This is a genomic window from Acinetobacter sp. YH16040_T (genome assembly GCF_024605785.1).
Classification (GTDB): domain Bacteria; phylum Pseudomonadota; class Gammaproteobacteria; order Pseudomonadales; family Moraxellaceae; genus Acinetobacter; species Acinetobacter amyesii.
The window spans coordinates 2382055-2400753 of record NZ_CP094541.1; the positions used below are offsets into that span (position 1 = coordinate 2382055).

21 protein-coding genes and 1 other RNA gene are annotated in these 18699 nt (G+C 40.2%); 10 read left to right on the top strand and 12 right to left on the bottom strand.

Annotated features, from left to right (window positions below; genetic code table 11):
- Positions 1 to 140: 140 nt before the first annotated feature.
- The 3 genes from dnaQ (at position 141) to nudC (ending at position 4191) form a co-directional block, all read left to right on the top strand.
- The gene (dnaQ, locus tag MST16_RS11740) at positions 141 to 1643 is read left to right on the top strand and encodes a DNA polymerase III subunit epsilon (protein ID WP_180012000.1); all 1503 of its coding nucleotides are present in this window, start codon (positions 141 to 143) and stop codon (positions 1641 to 1643) included.
- Positions 1644 to 1771: 128 nt separating this feature from the next.
- A complete protein-coding gene (locus MST16_RS11745; RefSeq protein ID WP_180011999.1) occupies positions 1772 to 3418 on the top strand; it encodes a chemotaxis protein in 1647 nt (548 codons plus the stop codon).
- Complete coding sequence (gene nudC / locus MST16_RS11750) at positions 3418 to 4191, top strand: NAD(+) diphosphatase (RefSeq protein ID WP_180011997.1); 774 nt, start codon at positions 3418 to 3420, stop codon at positions 4189 to 4191. The genes MST16_RS11745 and nudC overlap by 1 nt, the downstream gene beginning before the upstream one ends.
- A gap of 86 nt (positions 4192 to 4277) precedes the next feature.
- Here nudC and MST16_RS11755 read toward each other — a convergent pair whose 3' ends face one another.
- From MST16_RS11755 to MST16_RS11770, 4 genes are read right to left on the bottom strand one after another with little or no spacing between them, the layout of a single operon-like run.
- Complete coding sequence (locus MST16_RS11755; protein WP_180011995.1) at positions 4278 to 5150, bottom strand: alpha/beta hydrolase; 873 nt, start codon at positions 5148 to 5150, stop codon at positions 4278 to 4280.
- A gap of 25 nt (positions 5151 to 5175) precedes the next feature.
- Positions 5176 to 5874 (bottom strand): BON domain-containing protein, encoded by a 699-nt coding sequence (locus MST16_RS11760; RefSeq protein WP_078192932.1) that lies wholly within the window; start codon positions 5872 to 5874, stop codon positions 5176 to 5178.
- Between the two features lie 60 nt (positions 5875 to 5934).
- Positions 5935 to 6342: a YraN family protein gene (locus tag MST16_RS11765; RefSeq protein ID WP_180004220.1), complete on the bottom strand. Its 408-nt coding sequence runs from the start codon at positions 6340 to 6342 to the stop codon at positions 5935 to 5937.
- Positions 6343 to 6388: 46 nt separating this feature from the next.
- The gene (locus MST16_RS11770; RefSeq protein ID WP_180011993.1) at positions 6389 to 7333 is read right to left on the bottom strand and encodes a penicillin-binding protein activator; all 945 of its coding nucleotides are present in this window, start codon (positions 7331 to 7333) and stop codon (positions 6389 to 6391) included.
- A gap of 10 nt (positions 7334 to 7343) precedes the next feature.
- On the opposite strand from MST16_RS11770, the gene rsmI reads away from it, so the two are divergent.
- Together rsmI and MST16_RS11780 are read left to right on the top strand one after the other, a co-directional pair.
- Positions 7344 to 8186, top strand: a complete 843-nt coding sequence (gene rsmI, locus MST16_RS11775; protein WP_078189168.1) for a 16S rRNA (cytidine(1402)-2'-O)-methyltransferase — start codon at positions 7344 to 7346, stop codon at positions 8184 to 8186.
- A gap of 101 nt (positions 8187 to 8287) precedes the next feature.
- Positions 8288 to 8710, top strand: a complete 423-nt coding sequence (locus MST16_RS11780) for a hypothetical protein (protein WP_180008940.1) — start codon at positions 8288 to 8290, stop codon at positions 8708 to 8710.
- Between the two features lie 52 nt (positions 8711 to 8762).
- On the opposite strand, the gene MST16_RS11785 is transcribed toward MST16_RS11780, so the two are convergent.
- The 5 genes from MST16_RS11785 to ubiH form a co-directional block, all read right to left on the bottom strand.
- The gene (locus MST16_RS11785) at positions 8763 to 9248 is read right to left on the bottom strand and encodes a transposase (RefSeq protein ID WP_227554803.1); all 486 of its coding nucleotides are present in this window, start codon (positions 9246 to 9248) and stop codon (positions 8763 to 8765) included.
- 47 nt (positions 9249 to 9295) lie between these two features.
- Positions 9296 to 9601, bottom strand: coding sequence for an IS630 transposase-related protein (locus MST16_RS11790; RefSeq protein WP_087547287.1), 306 nt, complete (start codon positions 9599 to 9601; stop codon positions 9296 to 9298).
- A 122-nt stretch (positions 9602 to 9723) separates the two neighbouring features.
- Entirely contained in the window at positions 9724 to 9972 is a 249-nt protein-coding gene (locus MST16_RS11795) for a hypothetical protein (protein ID WP_078189169.1), read from the bottom strand.
- 174 nt (positions 9973 to 10146) lie between these two features.
- On the bottom strand, positions 10147 to 11391 hold the full coding sequence (locus tag MST16_RS11800) for an FAD-dependent monooxygenase (protein ID WP_180012154.1): 1245 nt from the start codon (positions 11389 to 11391) through the stop codon (positions 10147 to 10149).
- On the bottom strand, positions 11388 to 12596 hold the full coding sequence (gene ubiH / locus MST16_RS11805; protein WP_180012156.1) for a 2-octaprenyl-6-methoxyphenyl hydroxylase: 1209 nt from the start codon (positions 12594 to 12596) through the stop codon (positions 11388 to 11390). Before ubiH ends, MST16_RS11800 begins: the two co-directional genes overlap by 4 nt.
- A gap of 348 nt (positions 12597 to 12944) precedes the next feature.
- Between ubiH and MST16_RS11810 the strand changes: the two genes are divergently transcribed.
- Both MST16_RS11810 and MST16_RS11815 read left to right on the top strand, forming a co-directional pair.
- Entirely contained in the window at positions 12945 to 13109 is a 165-nt protein-coding gene (locus tag MST16_RS11810; protein WP_180004157.1) for a hypothetical protein, read from the top strand.
- A gap of 259 nt (positions 13110 to 13368) precedes the next feature.
- Positions 13369 to 13497, top strand: a complete 129-nt coding sequence (locus MST16_RS11815; RefSeq protein WP_257222681.1) for a hypothetical protein — start codon at positions 13369 to 13371, stop codon at positions 13495 to 13497.
- A gap of 184 nt (positions 13498 to 13681) precedes the next feature.
- On the opposite strand, the gene MST16_RS11820 is transcribed toward MST16_RS11815, so the two are convergent.
- The 3 genes from MST16_RS11820 to MST16_RS11830 all read right to left on the bottom strand — a co-directional run bounded on the left by MST16_RS11820 (position 13682) and on the right by MST16_RS11830 (position 17102).
- Positions 13682 to 14857: a tetratricopeptide repeat protein gene (locus tag MST16_RS11820; RefSeq protein WP_180012158.1), complete on the bottom strand. Its 1176-nt coding sequence runs from the start codon at positions 14855 to 14857 to the stop codon at positions 13682 to 13684.
- Positions 14858 to 15047: 190 nt separating this feature from the next.
- Positions 15048 to 16382 carry a Xaa-Pro aminopeptidase gene (gene pepP / locus MST16_RS11825; RefSeq protein WP_180008932.1) on the bottom strand — a complete coding sequence of 445 codons (1335 nt, stop codon included), beginning with the start codon at positions 16380 to 16382 and terminating at the stop codon, positions 15048 to 15050.
- Positions 16383 to 16484: 102 nt separating this feature from the next.
- Positions 16485 to 17102: a UPF0149 family protein gene (locus tag MST16_RS11830; protein WP_180012160.1), complete on the bottom strand. Its 618-nt coding sequence runs from the start codon at positions 17100 to 17102 to the stop codon at positions 16485 to 16487.
- A gap of 64 nt (positions 17103 to 17166) precedes the next feature.
- On the opposite strand from MST16_RS11830, the gene MST16_RS11835 reads away from it, so the two are divergent.
- The 3 genes from MST16_RS11835 to ssrS all read left to right on the top strand — a co-directional run bounded on the left by MST16_RS11835 (position 17167) and on the right by ssrS (position 18290).
- A complete protein-coding gene (locus tag MST16_RS11835; protein ID WP_180012162.1) occupies positions 17167 to 17718 on the top strand; it encodes a hypothetical protein in 552 nt (183 codons plus the stop codon).
- A gap of 2 nt (positions 17719 to 17720) precedes the next feature.
- Positions 17721 to 18008 (top strand): cell division protein ZapA, encoded by a 288-nt coding sequence (locus MST16_RS11840; RefSeq protein WP_168378082.1) that lies wholly within the window; start codon positions 17721 to 17723, stop codon positions 18006 to 18008.
- Between the two features lie 99 nt (positions 18009 to 18107).
- Positions 18108 to 18290: non-coding RNA, 6S RNA (gene ssrS, locus MST16_RS11845), on the top strand.
- The last annotated feature ends 409 nt before the right edge of the window (positions 18291 to 18699 follow it).

The following is an 18699-nucleotide window of genomic DNA, read 5'->3' on the forward strand; positions in this document are numbered from 1 at the left end:
AGACACAAGGCGTTAATTTAACGCTATTTCAGTATAAATGTTACAAGAAATTAAAAAAATCGCCAGAAATGGATTTCTCTCTGTCATTTGCGTTATACAATATACGGTTCTGAATGCTTGTTTTTCTCCGGATTTGATTTATGTCTCAAACAATCACGCTTTATGTTGATGGTGCATGTAAAGGCAACCCTGGCTTAGGGGGTTGGGGGGCGTATATCATCCGTGAAACTGGAGAAGAAAAACTCTGCGGCGGCGAAGCTGAAACCACCAATAACCGTATGGAATTGACTGCTGCAATTGAAGGCATTCAACACTGTCCGTCCGATGCAAAACTGATTATTTGGACAGACTCTAACTATGTCAAACAAGGCATTACCGAGTGGATACATGGTTGGAAAAAGAAAAACTGGAAAGATGTTAAAAATCCTGATCTGTGGAAATTACTGGATGCAACTTGTCAGGGTCGGGAAATTGAATGGAACTGGATTAAAGGGCATGCAGGCCATCCGGGAAATGAAATGGCCGATCAATTGGCCAATCTAGGCGCAGAAAAAACCCTCGAACAGATCAAACTAGCGGCATCAACTACAGCTGAAGCACCTAAAAAAAAAGCTGAACCCGACTGGCTATTAAATGATCCGTTTGGACTTGAATTTGCTGATAGCGAGGATGAAGCAGAAGAAATCTCTGAAGAAGCAATGATTGCAAATGCAAGCATTATTGATGCTTCAATTCAGGAGTCTTCAATTGCTCAGCCGCTAGAATTTGCTCCGTCACGTGAAATGACTACTGACACAGCGATCAATGCAGAGCAGATTGATGACATTACGATAGAACAACAAGCAACTGACATTGCTTCAACGTTGAATGAAGCTGCCCCTATCCAGTCTAAGCAAGCTGCTGAAATCCATCCAATGATTGTCATTACACCAGCAACAGTTGATGTATCTGGCCCACGACAATTAATTTTGGATACGGAAACGACCGGTTTCTATTTCCAAGATGGCGACCGTATTATTGAAGTCGGTGCGGTGGAAATGATTAACCGTAAACTTACGGGCAGCTCAATTCATATTTATATCAACCCGCAAAAACCTGTCGGTGAATCTGAAAATATTCACGGAATCAGTGATGACTTTCTAAAAGACAAACCACTGTATGCTGAAATTGCTGATGTATTATTTGACTATCTAAAAGGCGCAGAAATCATTGCGCATAACGCAACCTTCGATATGAACTTCCTTGATATGGAGTTCAAACGTGCCGGTTTTGTGGCCTTATCTGAAGTTTGCGAAGTCACCGATACCTTGGCTATGGCCAAAGCCAAGCATCCAGGCCAGAAAAACTCACTCGATGCATTAGTGCGTCGTTACGAAATTCCACAACGTGACCGTACCTTCCATGGTGCCTTACTCGATGCGGAAATTCTGTCTGACGTATACCTAGCAATGACGGGCGGTCAGGTTTCCTTTGATATCGATGCCCTGACCCACTCGCAAAATGAAGATGGTTCGCAAACCCGCGCCGCTGTTGAAATAGAATTACCCGTGATTTTACCTTCCGCAGATGAACTTGAAGCCCATGAGACATGGGTCAAACAATTTGAAGAAAAACATGGTACACCTTGCCTTTTTGCGAAATAAAATCTAAATTTCGTGTTACTTTTTGTATATAAACAATTCTTACATACGCTATAGTAAAACCATAAACATGGACCGCCTTAAGGGGCGGTTAATAAACAAGATAAAACATCTAGGAAAGGTGCAGATACATGTCTTACCAAACCTCTATCCATTTTGATCCAACGGCTTTGCTGATAATAAAAAATGAGGTTGATAACTCAATCAAGTTAGTCGAATCAGCAGTCAGCACCTTAGTTGAAGATCAAACTTTACCTTTCGGGATTGATGATGCACTGATTCAATTTGAACAATGTGCTCAAGTACTAGCTTTAGTTGATATGCCAAGTTTGGCAAAAATCGCTCAATATTCAGCAGAGTTAATGCGCAAGATCATGGGGAACCCTGCGCAAATTAACACTCAAGAGGTCATCGCACTGAGCGAAGGCACGACCATGCTGAAACGCTATATCGAATTTATCTGCCTGCGTGAAGTTAAAATTCCACAGTTTCTACTCGACAGTCTAAATCGTCTAGAGCTGTCTTTAGGAAAACCTTTAACGTCGGAAGGCCAACACATTGAGTCCCTACTCGATTGTATTACCCCTGACTTTGACCTACCTCAAGCGCCTGCACTTGAAAAATCAAAATACGTTCACCGTCTGTATAAGTTGGCGTTGAATAAATTGATTAAACAAGAAGAAACTGAGCTGGATCTGCAAGCGATTAAATTGGTCGGTACGTATTTAGCAGGTCTTTCAGACAAACATCCAAGCAAACAATACTGGAACTTGGTTTTTGTTGCGTTTAATCAAATTGATCAAATCTTAATTACCGATGCTCGTTTACGTACCTTGGTAAGCATTGAACGCAATATGGCTCAATATTTTGCAGGAACTGAGCGCTTTAAAGCATCCATTTCTGATTTAGCCAATGTCTTAAGTCTAAGCATTAGCCAAGAAGATGACATTTCTCATCATATTCGTGGCAAGTTAAATATCGGTGAAGACCTTCTTACCGACACCCAATTGCAAGTTTTCAGTCGTCATTTATATGGTCCTGACTTCGAAACCATGCATACCATTGGTGAATTGGTTACGACTGAAATGACGCAAATTCGTAATGATATTGAATTTAACTATCAAAATATGACGCCTGAAAAAACCCAAGAACTTCAAGCGAAATTGAACGAATTGGCAAATATTTTCAAAGTCTTGAACTTAAATGAAGCGTATAACGACCTGTCGCGTCAAGCTGCGTCATTAGGTAATGCTGAGATTTTACAAGATGAAAGCTTTGCCCAGCAGTTGATGAACAATATCTTGTCTGCCATGAACTCGATTGGTGTGCTTGAGCGTCATCACACTTCTAGCCGCTTACAACTTCGTGTGAATAATATGAATATTTCACTCGACCGTTTAGATGAAGCACACGCTGCTCTGTTAAATGAGACCAAGGTTTTAATTGATGCTGCTAGCCAATCTTTGGTTCAGTATTTACAAAACCAAGATTTGACACAACTTGAAGCGACTGCAACTCAATTCCGCGAAATTGGTGGTGCAATGTTGTTCCTCAATGCAGATGCGGCTCAAAATGCACTGAACTCAACAGCTCAATTCATTTTGAAACGAGTTGAATCGTCAACAGCCATTGAAGCAAATGAAGTGAATCAAGCATTAGATTCATTGGCAAGCGCAGATATGTTGATTGACAATTTAAAGAACAAACAACCTGTTTTACAGGGCATGTTTAAGGTAGCATTGGACAGTAGCGAAAAACTGAAATCAGCAGCGGCCTAATGTCTAAATTATCACTTGCGTATATCTTCAAACAACAGCAATTGTTGGTCGATGAAAACTTTCAACTTCCCGAAGTTGAACAACTCGCAAGTGATTTAAATATTGGCACGGGTGATCAAGTGATTGCCCGTGATCTACTTGAAAATGAGCCAATTCCTGAAGGCTTACAGCTCATCCCTATTCGTCAGCTTTTACAACTTTGGAATGTTCAGCAATTTGAACAAGCCAGCCGTGCTATTCAACTCTTAGAATGGCGCCGTAATCATAAATTTTGTAGCCACTGCGGTACTGCAACTCAAGTCCACGCCACAGAATATGCTATGGTTTGCCCTGCTTGCGGTTATCACCAATACCCTCGTGTCAATCCTTGTGTCATTACAGTCATTACCCGTGGTGAAGATGAAATTTTATTGGCAAAAAATGCAAAAAATGTCCGTGCTATGTATGGACTGATCGCAGGTTTTGTTGAAGTGGGTGAAACTCTAGAAGAAGCAGTTCGTCGTGAAACTGAAGAAGAAGTTGGGCTGAAGGTCAAAAATATTCAATATTTGGCAAGCCAACCTTGGCCTTTCCCAAGTAATTTAATGATCGCCTTTAAAGCAGAATATGCTTCAGGTGAGCTTCAATTACAAGAAGAAGAAATCAGTGATGCGGCTTTCTTTAAATTTGATGCATTACCTGAAATTCCGTTCAAAGGAAGTATCGCCCATTCGATGATTATGCATGTCATCCATGGGTCTGCTGTTGCAGATGACACCGAAGCATGGTTATAAGTAGCTATTTTTAGTAAATAAATCATGCAATAAAAAAACCGCCATACTTGGCGGTTTTTTTATTTTCAATCATTTAACCAAAGACATTAAGGTGGACTAATTTCATCGAGTACACGCATGATTTCAGCTTTGGTTTTAAAGAAGCGACTAAATAGACTCGAAACTGAACCAATCATCGTGATGTGCCCAACGCGTGGAATTTGAATCAACTGACTGTGGTTGCCTGAGGCTTTTAATCGACGATCAAAATCTTCACTATTGCTATAGCCAACGATATTGTCTTTATCCGCAGTGAATAGATAATGCTTCACTTGATTGTGCTCAACAAAATAATATGGCATCACTTGTTGATACGGTACATTTTGATCAAAGGCATCTGCACAAATCGGATCACCTTTATAATCAAAATGATATGGCCCTGCCAAACCCACGATTGCACGAATATTCTCTTTCACTTGTAGCTGATAAGGTGTCGGATGATACAGTGCAGACATGACATTAAATGCCCCTGCCGAATGTCCCATTAACACCACATTTTCCACTTCAATCTGCAACTTATGCTGAGACTGCGTTAAATAGTTTAATGCAAGGCTAAGATCATCAATTGAAGCCGGAAAAATATATTCAGGTGCGAGATGGTAATTGATGACAGCAACATCGAAGCCTTCTTTGGCAAAAGCTTCACCAATGAATCCATAGTCCTTTTTATCACCATGCATCCACGCCCCACCATGTACAAACACGATGAGTGGACGTTGCTGACGAGGTGCTGACGTGCGATACAAATCTAGGCGATGGCGCGCTTTTAGACCATAAGGGATATTGTTTTGAACATGATATCCTTGTTTGGGTGTCAGTCGATTTAATGCATAACTGCCAAAATCATATAACCGAAAATTTCGGTATAAAGATTTAGCCAAATCCATTTTTTGCTGAAGCCGCAGAGACCATTGATTCATATTTTACAGCATCATTTCCGACATTTTATTGAGCATTTGGATCGACAGCATCCGGATCTATCGCTACAGGCGTTTGTACTTCAGGTTGCACATTGCCTACAGCAGGTGTGGTGTAACTTGAGTTAATTGAACGTGCCTGTGGATTTGGGTTCTGATCAATATTATCGATTAAAGTGACAATTCGCGTTACATTACCCACTTGTTGCAAGATTTGATTTAAGTCTGTGATTTCCGCACTGTTTAAACGGCCCATCACATAAAGAACAGCATCTTCAGTATGAATGTGTACTTTGCTGTCTGATACCACTGGTGCTTTCATGATCAAACCACGGGTATTTGCAGTGACCGCAGTATCTTGCATGATGGTGCTATAGCTGATCTGATTACCCACTGTAATATAGTTATGTACCGTTTTAACATCACTCATTGAACGGACATTTTCTTCTGCCAATTCTTTCAAATGATTATCTGGCACTTGCCCAGTCAATAAGACATTGCCATGAAAACTTTCAATATTGACACGTGACTGTTTAAAACGAGTATCTAATTTATATAAGTTAATTTTTGCTGTTCGAACAATGGAAGAGTCAATAAAAACTTGTCCCAATGAGCGTGCGCCGCTTTCAGTTCCTACAGGTGCTGATCCAGTTCCATTCGAAATAAAACTCGCACAGCCAGATAAACTTGCGACACAAAGCATCGTTATTGCAATACGCTTAACCACTCAGCACGACTCCTCAAATTTCCACACGTATTTTTCTATGCGTTTACACAGTTTGTTTTATCAGAGATTAATCAACTCTTGATCAAAAGTAAAAGCATTTTCAATCCATTGCTGATGATACGGGTATTTAGAAAAGTCTTGCTGTAGTGTTTTTGCAAAGTGTTGATAAAAATCAAAACAAATTGCATCAAAGCGACAATAATAATTTTGAAAATGTGACTGTTCATTTAAAAAATGCAACGCAGTCTTCATCATCTTACGTTGTTTGTGAATAGAGATACTTTCGATGGCTTGGGCATAACGGGTATTCGAACGGGCTTTAACTTCGATAAATACCAATTCTTGACCACGTGCAACGATCAAATCAATTTCACCATAACGACTATGATAATTCTGTTGCACTTGTACATAGCCTTGCTGCTCAACCAAACGCAGCGCTTGCCGTTCTGCCCACTGCCCCAGATTCATCTGTCCCAAATTCATCTGCTCTAAGTTTAGCTGCATCGTTTCATCCCTAAAGTGAGATCGCCACGATGCCTTTTTTACTTCGCTCATAGCAGTGAGGAACACGCTGAATATTGTTTTGACTAATTTTGATTAGCCCTGTTCGTCCCTGAAACTCAATGCTTTTTAATTTCGGTTCTTGCAAATATTGTTTTGCGATATGCCATGTGTCCCCACCAAAAGCTAAAAGACGTTGATATGGCATATCTACTGGATTTTCCTCATAAGCTCGGATCAGGTCTGGCCAACGCGCATCATGTAAGGCAGGTGCATCACAAAATTTCAGCCCTACAGGAATGGGCTTAGTGGCTTCAATCGCATTGGCGACGCTATATAGTTTTGTTTTAGGTAGTTTTTTTTGACTGTTTATCCATCCATTATTGCCTAGCAACAGCACCCCTTGATTTTTGTCTAGCTTCGTTGGGAGTTGTTCAACCACTTGAATAGGCACTGAACTTTGGCTGATTAAGGACATGAGCAGTAATTCATGTTCTGCCTCAGTTGCGGGCTGACGTAACACTAACACTTGCGCTAATTTGTCTTTTTCGAAGACTTTTTGGAGTGCTAAAGCATCATCACGTTTCGATAGACTGTACTGCCAGACGTTTGGAATTTGGCTCGTCGTTTCATTTAAAGCCAACACGCGGACTTTAGGCTTTGCTTTTACAAGTGCTTCAACATCTTGGCGTGCTAAAGGGCCAATCACCAATTGAGTTTTTTTATTGACCTGTTGCTTCAATATCGCTGCAATTTGCTTTTGATTTGAATCCACAAACTTAATGGGCACTTTGTAGTCTGATGATTGATATGCGCTATTGAAACCTTGCTTAATACTGGATGCGGCTCGCGCCATAGGGCCAGATTCAGGTAGAATGACCAAGACGTCTGCCTGTGCAGCAGTAAACAGACTGCTTAAAAGGCAAAGACCCAAAATTTTGTTCTTATTATCCAACATGGAGAAACCTATGAGTGCTCAGTTATTTGTTGTTGCAACTCCAATCGGGCACTTAGATGATATTAGTTATCGTGCAATTGAGGTATTGAAGTCGGTTAAAATTATTGCCGCCGAGGATACACGAACTTCCGCACAATTACTTAAACATTTTAGTATCAATACGCCTTTAACTGCTTGTCACGACCATAACGAAAGCAACAAAATAGACCAGCTCATTGAACGCCTAGAAAAAGGTGAAAATATGGCGCTGATCAGTGATGCAGGCACGCCATTAATCAGTGACCCTGGCTTTAAACTGGTTCGTGCTGCACAAGAAAAAAATATTCGTGTCATTCCTGTGCCGGGTGCCTGTGCTGCCATTGCAGCTCTCAGTGCTGTCGGCCTACCCAGTGACCGTTTTAGTTTCGAAGGCTTTTTACCTTCTAAACAGTCACAACGTCTTTTAGCACTCGAAAAACTGAAAGACGAAACTCAAACCATGATTATTTATGAAGCGCCGCACCGTATTGTGGATTGCCTAAAAGATATGTCGAATGTCTTTGGTGCCGATCGTCCTGTAGGCTTTGCACGTGAAATTACCAAAACATTTGAAACCATTAAAAAAATGTCTTTGGGTGAGTTGGTTCATTTTGTCGAATCTGATCACAATCAGCAAAAAGGCGAAATCGTTTTGGTAATTGGTGGTGCGACCGAAGAAAAAGACCTAGAGCAAGAAAAGTTAGACAAATTGCTAACACGTTTACTTCAAGATTTATCCGTTAAAGCTGCCTCTCAATTGGCTGCAGATTTAACTGGGATTAAAAAGAAAGTGGCCTATCAACGTGCTTTAGAGTTAACCCAAGCGAACGATTAAGCTTAATTTTTTCTTTTAATTTGAACCGCTTATGGAACCTACGGGTTCCATAAGCTATTCCTTACAATAATTTAAATAGAATGAAAAAAGTTGCTTATAACATGTCCATAAATCTGTCTGTCAAAAAACCGCTGGTGTTCATTCTCTTTAATCTGGTTTGGCTCACGGCCCTTGTACATATTATTTTTACTGGCATTCAACCCTATCCGCACTATATTAGTGGCGAGCAAATGACGGCCGATCATAGCGCGATTGCGATGGTCTGTGGATATTGTTCCCTCTATTTTGTAGTCGGTAATTTACTGAAACTGAGCCAATTTTGGGATAGGCATCGCTATTGGGCTTATGTCGTTTTGAGTGCGGTATTACTTTTTCAATCTTTTGTCGCTGCTGTGGCGGCCATGCATGCACCGCCGTATATTGCTGCATTTATTATTAATTGTATGTTTTTGCTTTTACTGCATTTTGTGTTCTATCCTATTTACGCGATCAGTCGTAAATATATGAAGCCAAAGACGGCTTGAAGCGACTTCACATCTTATTAACGACTTAACTTCTTGAGCAAACATGCTATAGCTAAATACCAAATAAATCATTACAGTAATCTTTAAATAATTTATCAATATCTTTAACTCTAAACTTAGTTCGAATCGCCTTGACTCGTGACCACATATTTTCTATTGGATTTAAATCTGGACTATATTTAGGAAGCCACACAATGTAATGGCCTGCACAACGTATCAACTCCTGAAGTCTTTTCCCTTTGTGAAAGGTCGCATTGTCCATAATCAAAACACTGCTTTCTTTCAACTTAGGTAATAAATCCTGTTCAATCCAACATTCAAATACTTCTGTATTCACAGAACAATTAAACACACCAACTGTCAACAATCTATTTTCGATAATTGCACCGATCGCATTACTGCAATTCTTCAACTGCCAGTTAAATTCACCTTCAGCACGTGTTCCTTGAAGGCTATAACTATGAGTTCTGGTACTTTCACTTTGAAAACCACTTTCATCTATGTAAATCAGAGGCAATTTCCCTTCTAAACACTCTATGAGATTTTGAAATTGCTGACGTTGATTTTGATCTGCTTTAGGATGCTTTAACGTCTTTTTTTACGCGATATTCCTGCGGCATGTAATGCATTAAATACCGCATGAGTGCTTACTCCTAAACGTTCAGCTCGCTCATACTGATAATCATCAGGATATTGTTCAACATCCTTCAATATTTGCTCTCTGCTAATTTTAGCTGGACGGCCAGGAATAGGTTTGTTTGTAGTGGACTTTTTCCAGTTCTGAATCGTTTGTATACAGATGTTAAAATGCTGTGCTGCTTTTCGCACAGACATTTCATCTCGAATCATAATTTCTATGACTTTGTCTTTAAAATCTTTTGAATATCCCATATCTCTATTGTTCTATAGTTTTTAGGATTTGGCTATACAGAGTTAAGAACTGAATGACATGCATCCTCGCACAAGCGAATGAAGCAAAAAAAAACACCACATGACGTGGTGTTTTTTCATTTTTAATCTTTTGCCGATTCGTCTGGAGGGACTTCGGTAATACGACCACCACGCGCTAAGAACGCAGCAACTTCATCTTCAAGCGCCTGACGTTGTTTTAGTTTTGCAGTCACTGTTAATGTTTCAGCTTCAGAGGTGTCACCATCAGAGGCAGAATCAGCTGCGTCACCTGCACCTTTTTCAGCTGCTTGTGCTTCATCTTCATCAACTACTGAATCTTCTGGATCATCATAATCGTTCATATCAGTCATTGTGTTCTCCCCGCGAATGACTTCTGTTTGCCAGCGAATGGCTGGTTTTAAATTAACAGAAATTTAGCAATCTCTGAGCATTTCGACTAGTACCCACAATCAAAAAATCGTATCTTTTTTAATCAAAATCGTAACCTTGTTTATACGACTGTCTAAAAAATATCAGACTTTGACCTAAGCTGCGTAGATTGTATCTTTTAAAATACTCAGACCATTGGCTTGAGCCATAAACGCATCTTTTAGAACAGTCTGATTTTCCACTTGTTTTAAACCAAAGTTTCGCGCCCACACCACAGGTGAAAAAGTGGTGGTTTCTAACCAACCAATCGCGGACATACTATGCATCATGGCATCGTTTTGCCCTTTACGACGGTGTTCATATCGCTTCAAACTTTGTTCATGTGCCCACACACCACGTTTTTTATCGGTCAAAAGCACATCGCAAAGCACTGCTGCATCTAAACAACCAATATTCACGCCTTGTCCTGCAAGCGGATGAATCACATGGGCCGCATCACCAATCAACGCCAGACCATCATGCACATATTGCTGTGCTGCTCGCGCTTTCAATGGAAATTTAGCACGCGGTGTTGCTTCTAAGACCTCGCCGAGCATGTGATGGCTTTCTCGAGTGAGCAACGCAGTAAATTCCACATCGGATAAAGCAACATATTCATCGGCATAATCATCTGGCAAGGTCCACACAATCGATTGCCAATAACCGCTTTCTTCTTTTTTCAGACTCGCCATCGGCAAAAATGCCAAAGGCCCAGTTTCTAAGAAAATTTGACGCGCTACATGCTGATGCGGTTGGGCGGTTTTAATTGCACAGCTCACACCGGCTTGTTTATAGTCCAGCACATCTAGATCGATGAAAGCTTGCTCACGGACAAATGAGTTTGCACCATCTGCACCAATCACCAGTTTTGTTTTGAGCTGGGTACCATCTGCAAGGTGAATGATCCACACACCAACGCCACGCTCAACTCGACTGACCTTAACTTGGGTTCGGTAGTCTTCGAGTTGTTCTAGCATTTTTTCTTGAATGGCTAAATTCAATACACTTGGTTCAACCATTGAACCTAAAGCTTGCTCAACTGATGGTGTTTGCTCTGCCACATGACCAAAATTGATTTCGCCATAGCCATTTTTATTCCACACCTGCATACCAGTATAAGGCTGCTGACGGGCAAGCTTTTCCCAAACACCCACAGTCTTGAGTAAATGAATGGTGGCTTGACTGAGCGCCAAAACTCGAGGATTCGCAACACTTTTGGTTTTTTCTGCATCCAAAATAGGTGCCGCATCCAATACCGTAGCCTGCACACCGCCCTGCGCCAATAACAATGCCGTTAAACCACCGACCAAGCCACCGCCGACAATCACAGCATCCAGTACATCTGTTTGATTGAAACTCATGCTTTTAGCCCCATTGCATAATTCGCGACCAAAGGCTTGATCCCCGGAATGGTGTCAAAGGCAACTAATCCTGTATTGCGAATGAGTTTTAAAATTGGATTCTGGTTGCTAAAACCACGTACAACTGAATCACAGAATTTAATCACCCGCTGCTGATCGGTCAGGCGCGATTTTTCATAATCCAGCAACATAGCTGCATCACCCAAATCTGCACCTTGGGTACTTTGCTCTGTTAAATAACGGCGCAGTACATAGGCATCACGCATACATAAGTTAAAACCCTGACCCGCCACTGGATGAATGGTATGTGCAGCATTGCCCATCAGCACTACACGGCCGACAGCTTGTTTTTCTGCAAGCACTTGGGATAATGGGAAGCTGAAACGTTTACCCGTTTTTTGGAATTTACCTGCACGGTCGCCATAGGTTTCTTGTAAAGCATCTAAGAAGTGCTGATCATTTTCATCCCCCATCCACTCGCCTTCAGTTCCTTTAGGAACAGGCCAAACCACTGAGCGACGGTATTCACCTGGAAGTGGCAGCAGCGCTAGCGGACCAAGCGGACTAAAACGCTCGAAACCGACATGACCATGCGGTTTAGAGGTTTGTACTGTAGTGACAATCGCCACTTGGTCATAATCATGCACCGATGCGCCAATACCTAAGGCTTTACGGCAGAATGAATCACGGCCATCTGCTGCAATCACAATTTTAGATTGTAGTTTGAGCTGTTCTTCAGCACGCTGTGCTTCGATAAAAGCATGATTAGCATCTTGATTCAGAGCGGTCACTTGCACGCCATCAATTAATTCTATCAGCGGTTCTTTTTTGACTTCTGTGAGCAGCACACGACCTAACCATGCATTTTCAATCACCTGTCCAAAGCTTTCGACTTTTTCTTGTTCTGCTTTGAGTCTTGCCTTACCAAAACTTCCTTGCTCGGTAATATTCACTTCTAAAATAGGTGTGGCGTGTTCCTGCAAAGAATCCCAGAGGCCTAGTTCTTGATAAATCTGCACCGTACGGCGTGACAAGGCGCTGTTTCGTGCATCAAAACTCGAGTGATAAGGCTCAAGGTTTGCATCATCATAATTGGGGTATTTAATGGCTTCTAAAAGTTTTACGCCAATTTTGGCTTTGGCCAACATGAGTGCCAAACTTAAACCGACCATACCACCACCCACAATGATGACTTCTTGCTGCATGCTTGTTTCCTTTTTTATGTTGTATTCGAATTTAGGACATTCACTCGAAATACATATAATCTGTAATGAATTTTATCTTACATCAAGGGCATGATTTTTTATAATGAAATACAAATTAGTTGCAGGTATTTGCACTGATTAAATACAAAATTAATCATCTCTTACCGTAAATATTGATCTCTAAAAAAGAGAAAATCACAATAAAAATGGCTGAGTCCATCAGTATGAGCCATCATTTGCGTAAATCAGCGTCATTTGAACATGTCATGTTTTGATGCATTCAAAAGGACGATATCAAGCTAACTACCTGATGATCAGCCTTTAGCCATTGCTCAATTAGTTGAATAAGTGATTGCAGCTGCAAAAACCAATTATGTTACACCATTCGGTTTAATGAGCTTTTCATTACACAACATTTTCTGGATATATTCCGCAGCAGAATATCCAGAAGATGTAATTTTTGTTGTGTTATTGGCGCCTTATCCTAAAGTTGATGCACGTACTAAGCTTTAATTTGAGTTAGGTACAGAGCAACTCTAAAGCGATGTCGAGCACTATTATTCAAACAGGTTTTAGCGCCAACTTTACCTTGGCATGGTGTGAAAATACTATGGCGCAAACCTTAGAAAATAGGCTGCAAACCAATAATTGAGAAAGATTTACCCACCAAGCTGAGTTGTAGATTCATACCGATGTGATTGAGACAGCGAAAAAAAATCAACAAACAAACATTAGTGAATGGCTGTAATTATGATTATATGCACCCGAGTGTATGGTCAAATATGCTATAGATCTGATTTCACATGCTGAATATGCTGAACCGGCAATCGGATATTTGGCCGTATATGAAAAACCGGAAGAGTTTTTAAAATTAGCGACAGAATTTTTACAAAAGTCTTAATCGCAAAGTGAAGCTAAAAAGCCGATCAATAGATCGGCTTTTTTTATATTTATTTAATATTTTCCATGATTTGGTCAAAATATTGCGCTCATGTATTCAATTTATTTTCATTGCTATAGATAAAGATATAGAACACAAAAGACAGAAACGATCTCCTTAATACGGAATAATTTAAATGAATGGCTTAAGCATTAAAATGCTGGATTAATTCCTGCAATCGAATTTCTGCATCTTGATTAAAAGCATTCGCTGCTTGGTGATACCAACGTTTTGCCATCTTTAAATCTAGATCTACACCATTACCTAGCTCATACATTAAGCCAATTTTATAGGGAGCAATTGCACAGCCTTGTTTTGCCGATTGCTTGTACAAGCTCATTGCTACATTATAATCTTGATCAAGAATTTCGCCCTTTTCATATATTTCAGCAAGGGCCGTTCTTGCGTTTATATTTCCCTTTTCCACTGACTGATTCAGCAGAGCTAAAGCGATATGAACCTCTGTTTTACATGGTTTTCTGAACAACAGCACCGCTAACTTCAGCATCGCCGCATCATCACCCTGATCAGCCGCTTTTTGATACCATCCTTGTGCTGTAACATCATTTTTTTCGACGCCGCATCCCGTTTCATACATTTCACCCAATTTAATTTGGGCTGCAATATCCCCTCTTGATGCTAAACTTAAATAATCATCATAAGTACGCTGATTGTTATACTTAAACTTTATTTTCTTTACTGGATTATAATCACTATCAAAGATTTCAAAACCGACATAGATTTTAAAGAGTTCAATCAATAACAGCCGAACCAATTGAGTATGATAAATTAAATGATCCTTTTCGCTAAAATAATAATATTGATAATAGCTTTCCAAATCTTCATTGATCTCTTCTTTTAAACTGTTTAAATCAGTCATCCATTTTTTTTGAATTTTGCCATTTTCAACATATTCGTATAAATATCTTGTTGAAAAGTTTAACCATTCTTTTTCAAAATCTTGTATTTGCCTATCCATGTAAAGTTCATCTTCTTCCGCTTGAATGACACATCTAATTTCTGCACCCTCTTTATAAAACGCATAGCTATAGCTTGAATTTGTGTCTGCAAAATCAAAGAATATCATCCATTTAATCGGTAACCCACTGCTCAGCAAGCTGCTCCATTTTTCAGGTTCAGTAAAAGCAAAATGCGCTAATCCGGCACTATTGATACAAACAACATGATCCGTCAGCCACTCTATATCTAATGCAGATTTTGAGTTTTCTTCAAAATAAACCAGCCAATCATTTACCAGTCTTTCTATATCCTGTTGATTGCCATTAAAGGGAATAACCACCCCAGCTTTTCTAACGCCCATAATTATGATTAAAATAAAAAATTTATACGATTAATTTTAAAAGACTTATATCTAATTTTTGTAAAAACTTAACATCAGAAAATCAACTACATTGCTAATTAACATTGTCTGTATGATTAGTATTTATATGACTGCTTATAGATAAAAAAAAGCCGATCATCTGACCGGCTTTTTTAAATACTGTATAAACTTAAGCGGCTTTCGCTTTCGCCATCAGCGCTTCAATCTCTTCTACAGATTTCACCACTGCAGCGGTTAAAACACGTGGACCATTTTGAGTTGCTACAACATCATCTTCAATACGGATACCAATACCACGCCATTTTTCATCAACAGTTTCATCATCTGGCGCAATATAAAGCCCCGGCTCAACAGTCACGACCATACCTTCTTCATAGGCACGCCATTCACCGTCTTGTTTATATGAACCAACGTCATGCACGTCCATACCGAGCCAGTGGCCTGTGCCATGCATATAGAACTGACGATAACCTTCTTTTGCGATGATTTCGTCAATATCTCCCTGCATGATGCCCAAATCAAGCAAACCTTGAACTAAAATACGCACTGCAACGTTATGCGGTTCTTTATACGAGTTGCCGATACGCACAGCATCAATCGCCGCAATTTGCGAATCGAGCACGACATTATAAAGTGCTTTTTGTTCAGGGCTAAACTTACCATTGACTGGGAAAGTACGGGTAATGTCTGAGGCATACAGTTGATATTCACACGCTGCATCAATCAGTACCAAATCACCATCTTTCAATTCTTTGTCATTTTCCACATAGTGCAAAATACAGCCATTTTCACCACCACCAACGATGCTGTTATAGGACGGTACACAGCCATTTATACCAAAGACATAATTCAGTTCTGCTTCTAGTGCATATTCCATCATGCCCGGTTTGACTGTTTGCATGGCGCGGGTATGCGCTTCTGCTGAAATATCCGAAGCAATCTGCATCAATTCGAGTTCATCATCAGACTTATGCAAACGCATTTCATCGATAATGCGATCCAATTGAATGACTTGTGCCGGCGCACTTGCACCCTTACGTGATTCACCGCTTGCAGCTGCAATCCACTGCGCCACACGGGCATCAAAATCTGCTTGCTGCCCGATACGGTAAAATAATTTATCTTTATTTTGTAATTTTTCTAAAATTTCTTCGTCTAATAAATCGATAGCAAAGGCTTCATCCGCGTCATAGTCATCAATCGCGCCATCAATACCCGCACGGTAACCATTCCAAATTTCCATTTCACGGTCACGTTCACGGCAGAACAAACTATAGCTATAACCTTCTTCTTCGCTATCAAAGGTTTCAATCACTGCAACCGCTTCAGGTTCAGCAAAACCTGTTAAATAAAAGAAACTACTATCAGCACGGAATTTATAGTCGGCATCACGGTTTCGCATGGCTTCTTTGCTCGTGGCAATAATTGCGATACTGCGTAAGCCCATTTCACCTGCAAGGATGTCACGACGTTCCTGAAAATCTGCTTGAGTTAATTTCTTCATTGATATGCTTCTTATACGCTTGGACTATGATTGATTTAATAGGATGATGAACTCCTTAGATAGAGCCCATCATCTATTAATTATTAATGCAAAAAGAATGCCTTAACTTGGACGGTGTGGGGTGAACATTTCAACCACATTGCCCGCTTGAGCCAATGAATTTTTAGCGCTCAGTTGTAGCAACGGTGTTTCTGAAACATCAACTTTGGTACGTCCCATCGACAGACTCACTGGGATTAAACGAACAAATTCGTATAATTCCTGATAGCTTTCTTCACCTTCTTCATCATCATCTGAATCTTCAAATTCTACTGAAGCGACATCCTGTAAATGCTCAATCAATTCTTGTTCATTGGTGCGCAGATGACCTGCCGCTAAACCAAAACCAAGAACAACACCTGCACACCAATCTGCCAAGGCTTGCACACGCTCACCTAGCAAGTGATCATCATCTGGTAATAAAGGAAGATAGTCGAGTTCATCATCTGAAAGTGAATGAGCTACATCTTCTGCTTCTTCAGTCAACAATGCCACCGCATCTTCGTCTAATTCAGCTACATCAAGCGTTGCTAAAATTTGTTGCCACTCTTCACGACTCGGGGGTTGTGACACACAAACTATACCAGTGAGTAGACCGTGTAACTCACTTGGGCTTGAAATTTCTTCAATTTTAGAAAAATTCTGGGACCAATCTGACCAACCTGAAATATCGTCTTGCATTCGCTTATCCAATCTCTATACTTCGTATATATTACCTTTGTTTGCAAGACTGTGCGACTACGTTATGTTAGAAGAATTACAGCGTCTCCAAGCGCATATTAGCGTTTTAAAAACGCGACTGGCGCAATTTGAAAGCGAAAATGGTGCCTTACAAGATGAGAAAAACTCATCTAATGAGCAGCATCATGCTCAAATTGTACATAAGAACGGCATTATCACCTCGAAACAAGAAGAAATTGAAACACTGAATGAGCAATTAACTGATTCACGTGCTCAACTTCAACAGCTCAATACTGATGCAACTGCTTTGGCTGACCGATACAGCCGCCTCGAAAAAAGCTGTACTGATCTAAAAAATCGTTTTCAGGAAATTTTGGCAGAGCGTAATGAGTTACGTATCGTCAAAGAAAAAATGCAAAATGAACAACGTCATGCTCAGCAAGAAATTCAAGGTTTAAAGCAAGAACGTGAACGTCTGCTTCAAAAAAATGAACATGCCAAAGCCAAAGTTGAAGCGATTATTCAACGTTTAGCCATTTTAGGTACTGCTCAAGATCAACATGCACAAGAAATTCAACAATTGGCGCATCCGGCTGAAAGCAATGAGGAAGTTTGATCATGAGTGAACAAATTGCAGTTGATTTAAAAGTTCTAGGTCATAGTTTCCGTTTAGCGACGACCTCTGACCAACAAGCAGATTTAGAACGTGCAGCGCAGCTGCTGAATGACAAATACGATGAATTTCGTCGTAAAGCGCCACGTATGGAACCAAGCAAGTTGATCATTATGGTCGCACTTGAGTTAATGCAAGAAGTCCTGTCGATGAATAAGAGTTTGCAAGAATATGCAAACTGCGAACTTTTGTTGCAAAATATTTTGGAACAAGTGGAAGAATTGACTGATTAATCGGTGGTTTAGTGATTATACTTTGCCCGATTGCTTCATTTTAAACACTTTGTCAGCGTTTGGTGATTTGCCAATAACGCTGAATTCGTTATACTGAGTACATCTCTGAGGTGTTCGCCAGCTAGGTCTAATCCCCTGCCGATACTTAAACTTATGGATGTGTTCTGTATATTCTGAGCGTATGCCCTCCTCGTGTGGGAAACCCAGCGAGTGTACGTCGCGTCCACCTTGAACTCATCGGGTTCAGGGTCACGACATTTGCAGCGGCATCTTCGGAGTGTTTATCTTCCAAGTCATTAAATGAATTTTCAGCATTCAACTCAATTCAAAAATATTCTAAAAAATTCACTATTCTATTTCTGCGCTATTCGACTCCTGTTCTTTTCTTAAAAACTGATGTTACGCACATAAAAGTAATTTCGCATTTTTAAAATAATTTTAAGCCTATTCGACGGAGTCTTACATCTAAGGATTAAATAAAGAGATTAGCCTTCGGCTGGAGATACTTTTGTTTCGACAAAAGTACCCAAAACCATTGTCATCCGCAAAACTCGTTCACTACCGTCAAATTATTCAAAGCATCACAAAAACATTTTTGATTAGAAGTAGTCCTGTCTTAAACACTTGCGGATGACGTTACCGCGTATCGTTGTTTTATTTGAAGCAAATTGCGCTTTGATGTTACTGCGTA

Bases quoted from the DNA above. Each gene is read 5' to 3' on its own strand.
- MST16_RS11835 (WP_180012162.1), top strand. From the start codon at position 17,167: ATGTTAGAAGAATTACAGCGTCTCCAAGCGCATATTAGCGTTTTAAAA.
- MST16_RS11745 (WP_180011999.1), top strand. From the start codon at position 1,772: ATGTCTTACCAAACCTCTATCCATTTTGATCCAACGGCTTTGCTGATA.
- nudC (WP_180011997.1), top strand. From the start codon at position 3,418: ATGTCTAAATTATCACTTGCGTATATCTTCAAACAACAGCAATTGTTG.
- MST16_RS11830 (WP_180012160.1), bottom strand. From the start codon at position 17,102: ATGCAAGACGATATTTCAGGTTGGTCAGATTGGTCCCAGAATTTTTCT.
- ubiH (WP_180012156.1), bottom strand. From the start codon at position 12,596: ATGCAGCAAGAAGTCATCATTGTGGGTGGTGGTATGGTCGGTTTAAGT.
- dnaQ (WP_180012000.1), top strand. From the start codon at position 141: ATGTCTCAAACAATCACGCTTTATGTTGATGGTGCATGTAAAGGCAAC.
- MST16_RS11755 (WP_180011995.1), bottom strand. From the start codon at position 5,150: ATGAATCAATGGTCTCTGCGGCTTCAGCAAAAAATGGATTTGGCTAAA.
- MST16_RS11840 (WP_168378082.1), top strand. From the start codon at position 17,721: ATGAGTGAACAAATTGCAGTTGATTTAAAAGTTCTAGGTCATAGTTTC.
- MST16_RS11820 (WP_180012158.1), bottom strand. From the start codon at position 14,857: ATGGGCGTTAGAAAAGCTGGGGTGGTTATTCCCTTTAATGGCAATCAA.
- MST16_RS11765 (WP_180004220.1), bottom strand. From the start codon at position 6,342: ATGAATCTGGGGCAGTGGGCAGAACGGCAAGCGCTGCGTTTGGTTGAG.
- MST16_RS11780 (WP_180008940.1), top strand. From the start codon at position 8,288: ATGTCCATAAATCTGTCTGTCAAAAAACCGCTGGTGTTCATTCTCTTT.
- MST16_RS11800 (WP_180012154.1), bottom strand. From the start codon at position 11,391: ATGAGTTTCAATCAAACAGATGTACTGGATGCTGTGATTGTCGGCGGT.
- MST16_RS11795 (WP_078189169.1), bottom strand. From the start codon at position 9,972: ATGACTGATATGAACGATTATGATGATCCAGAAGATTCAGTAGTTGAT.
- MST16_RS11815 (WP_257222681.1), top strand. From the start codon at position 13,369: ATGGTCAAATATGCTATAGATCTGATTTCACATGCTGAATATGCTGAA.
- pepP (WP_180008932.1), bottom strand. From the start codon at position 16,382: ATGAAGAAATTAACTCAAGCAGATTTTCAGGAACGTCGTGACATCCTT.
- rsmI (WP_078189168.1), top strand. From the start codon at position 7,344: ATGAGTGCTCAGTTATTTGTTGTTGCAACTCCAATCGGGCACTTAGAT.
- MST16_RS11770 (WP_180011993.1), bottom strand. From the start codon at position 7,333: ATGTTGGATAATAAGAACAAAATTTTGGGTCTTTGCCTTTTAAGCAGT.
- MST16_RS11790 (WP_087547287.1), bottom strand. From the start codon at position 9,601: ATGGGATATTCAAAAGATTTTAAAGACAAAGTCATAGAAATTATGATT.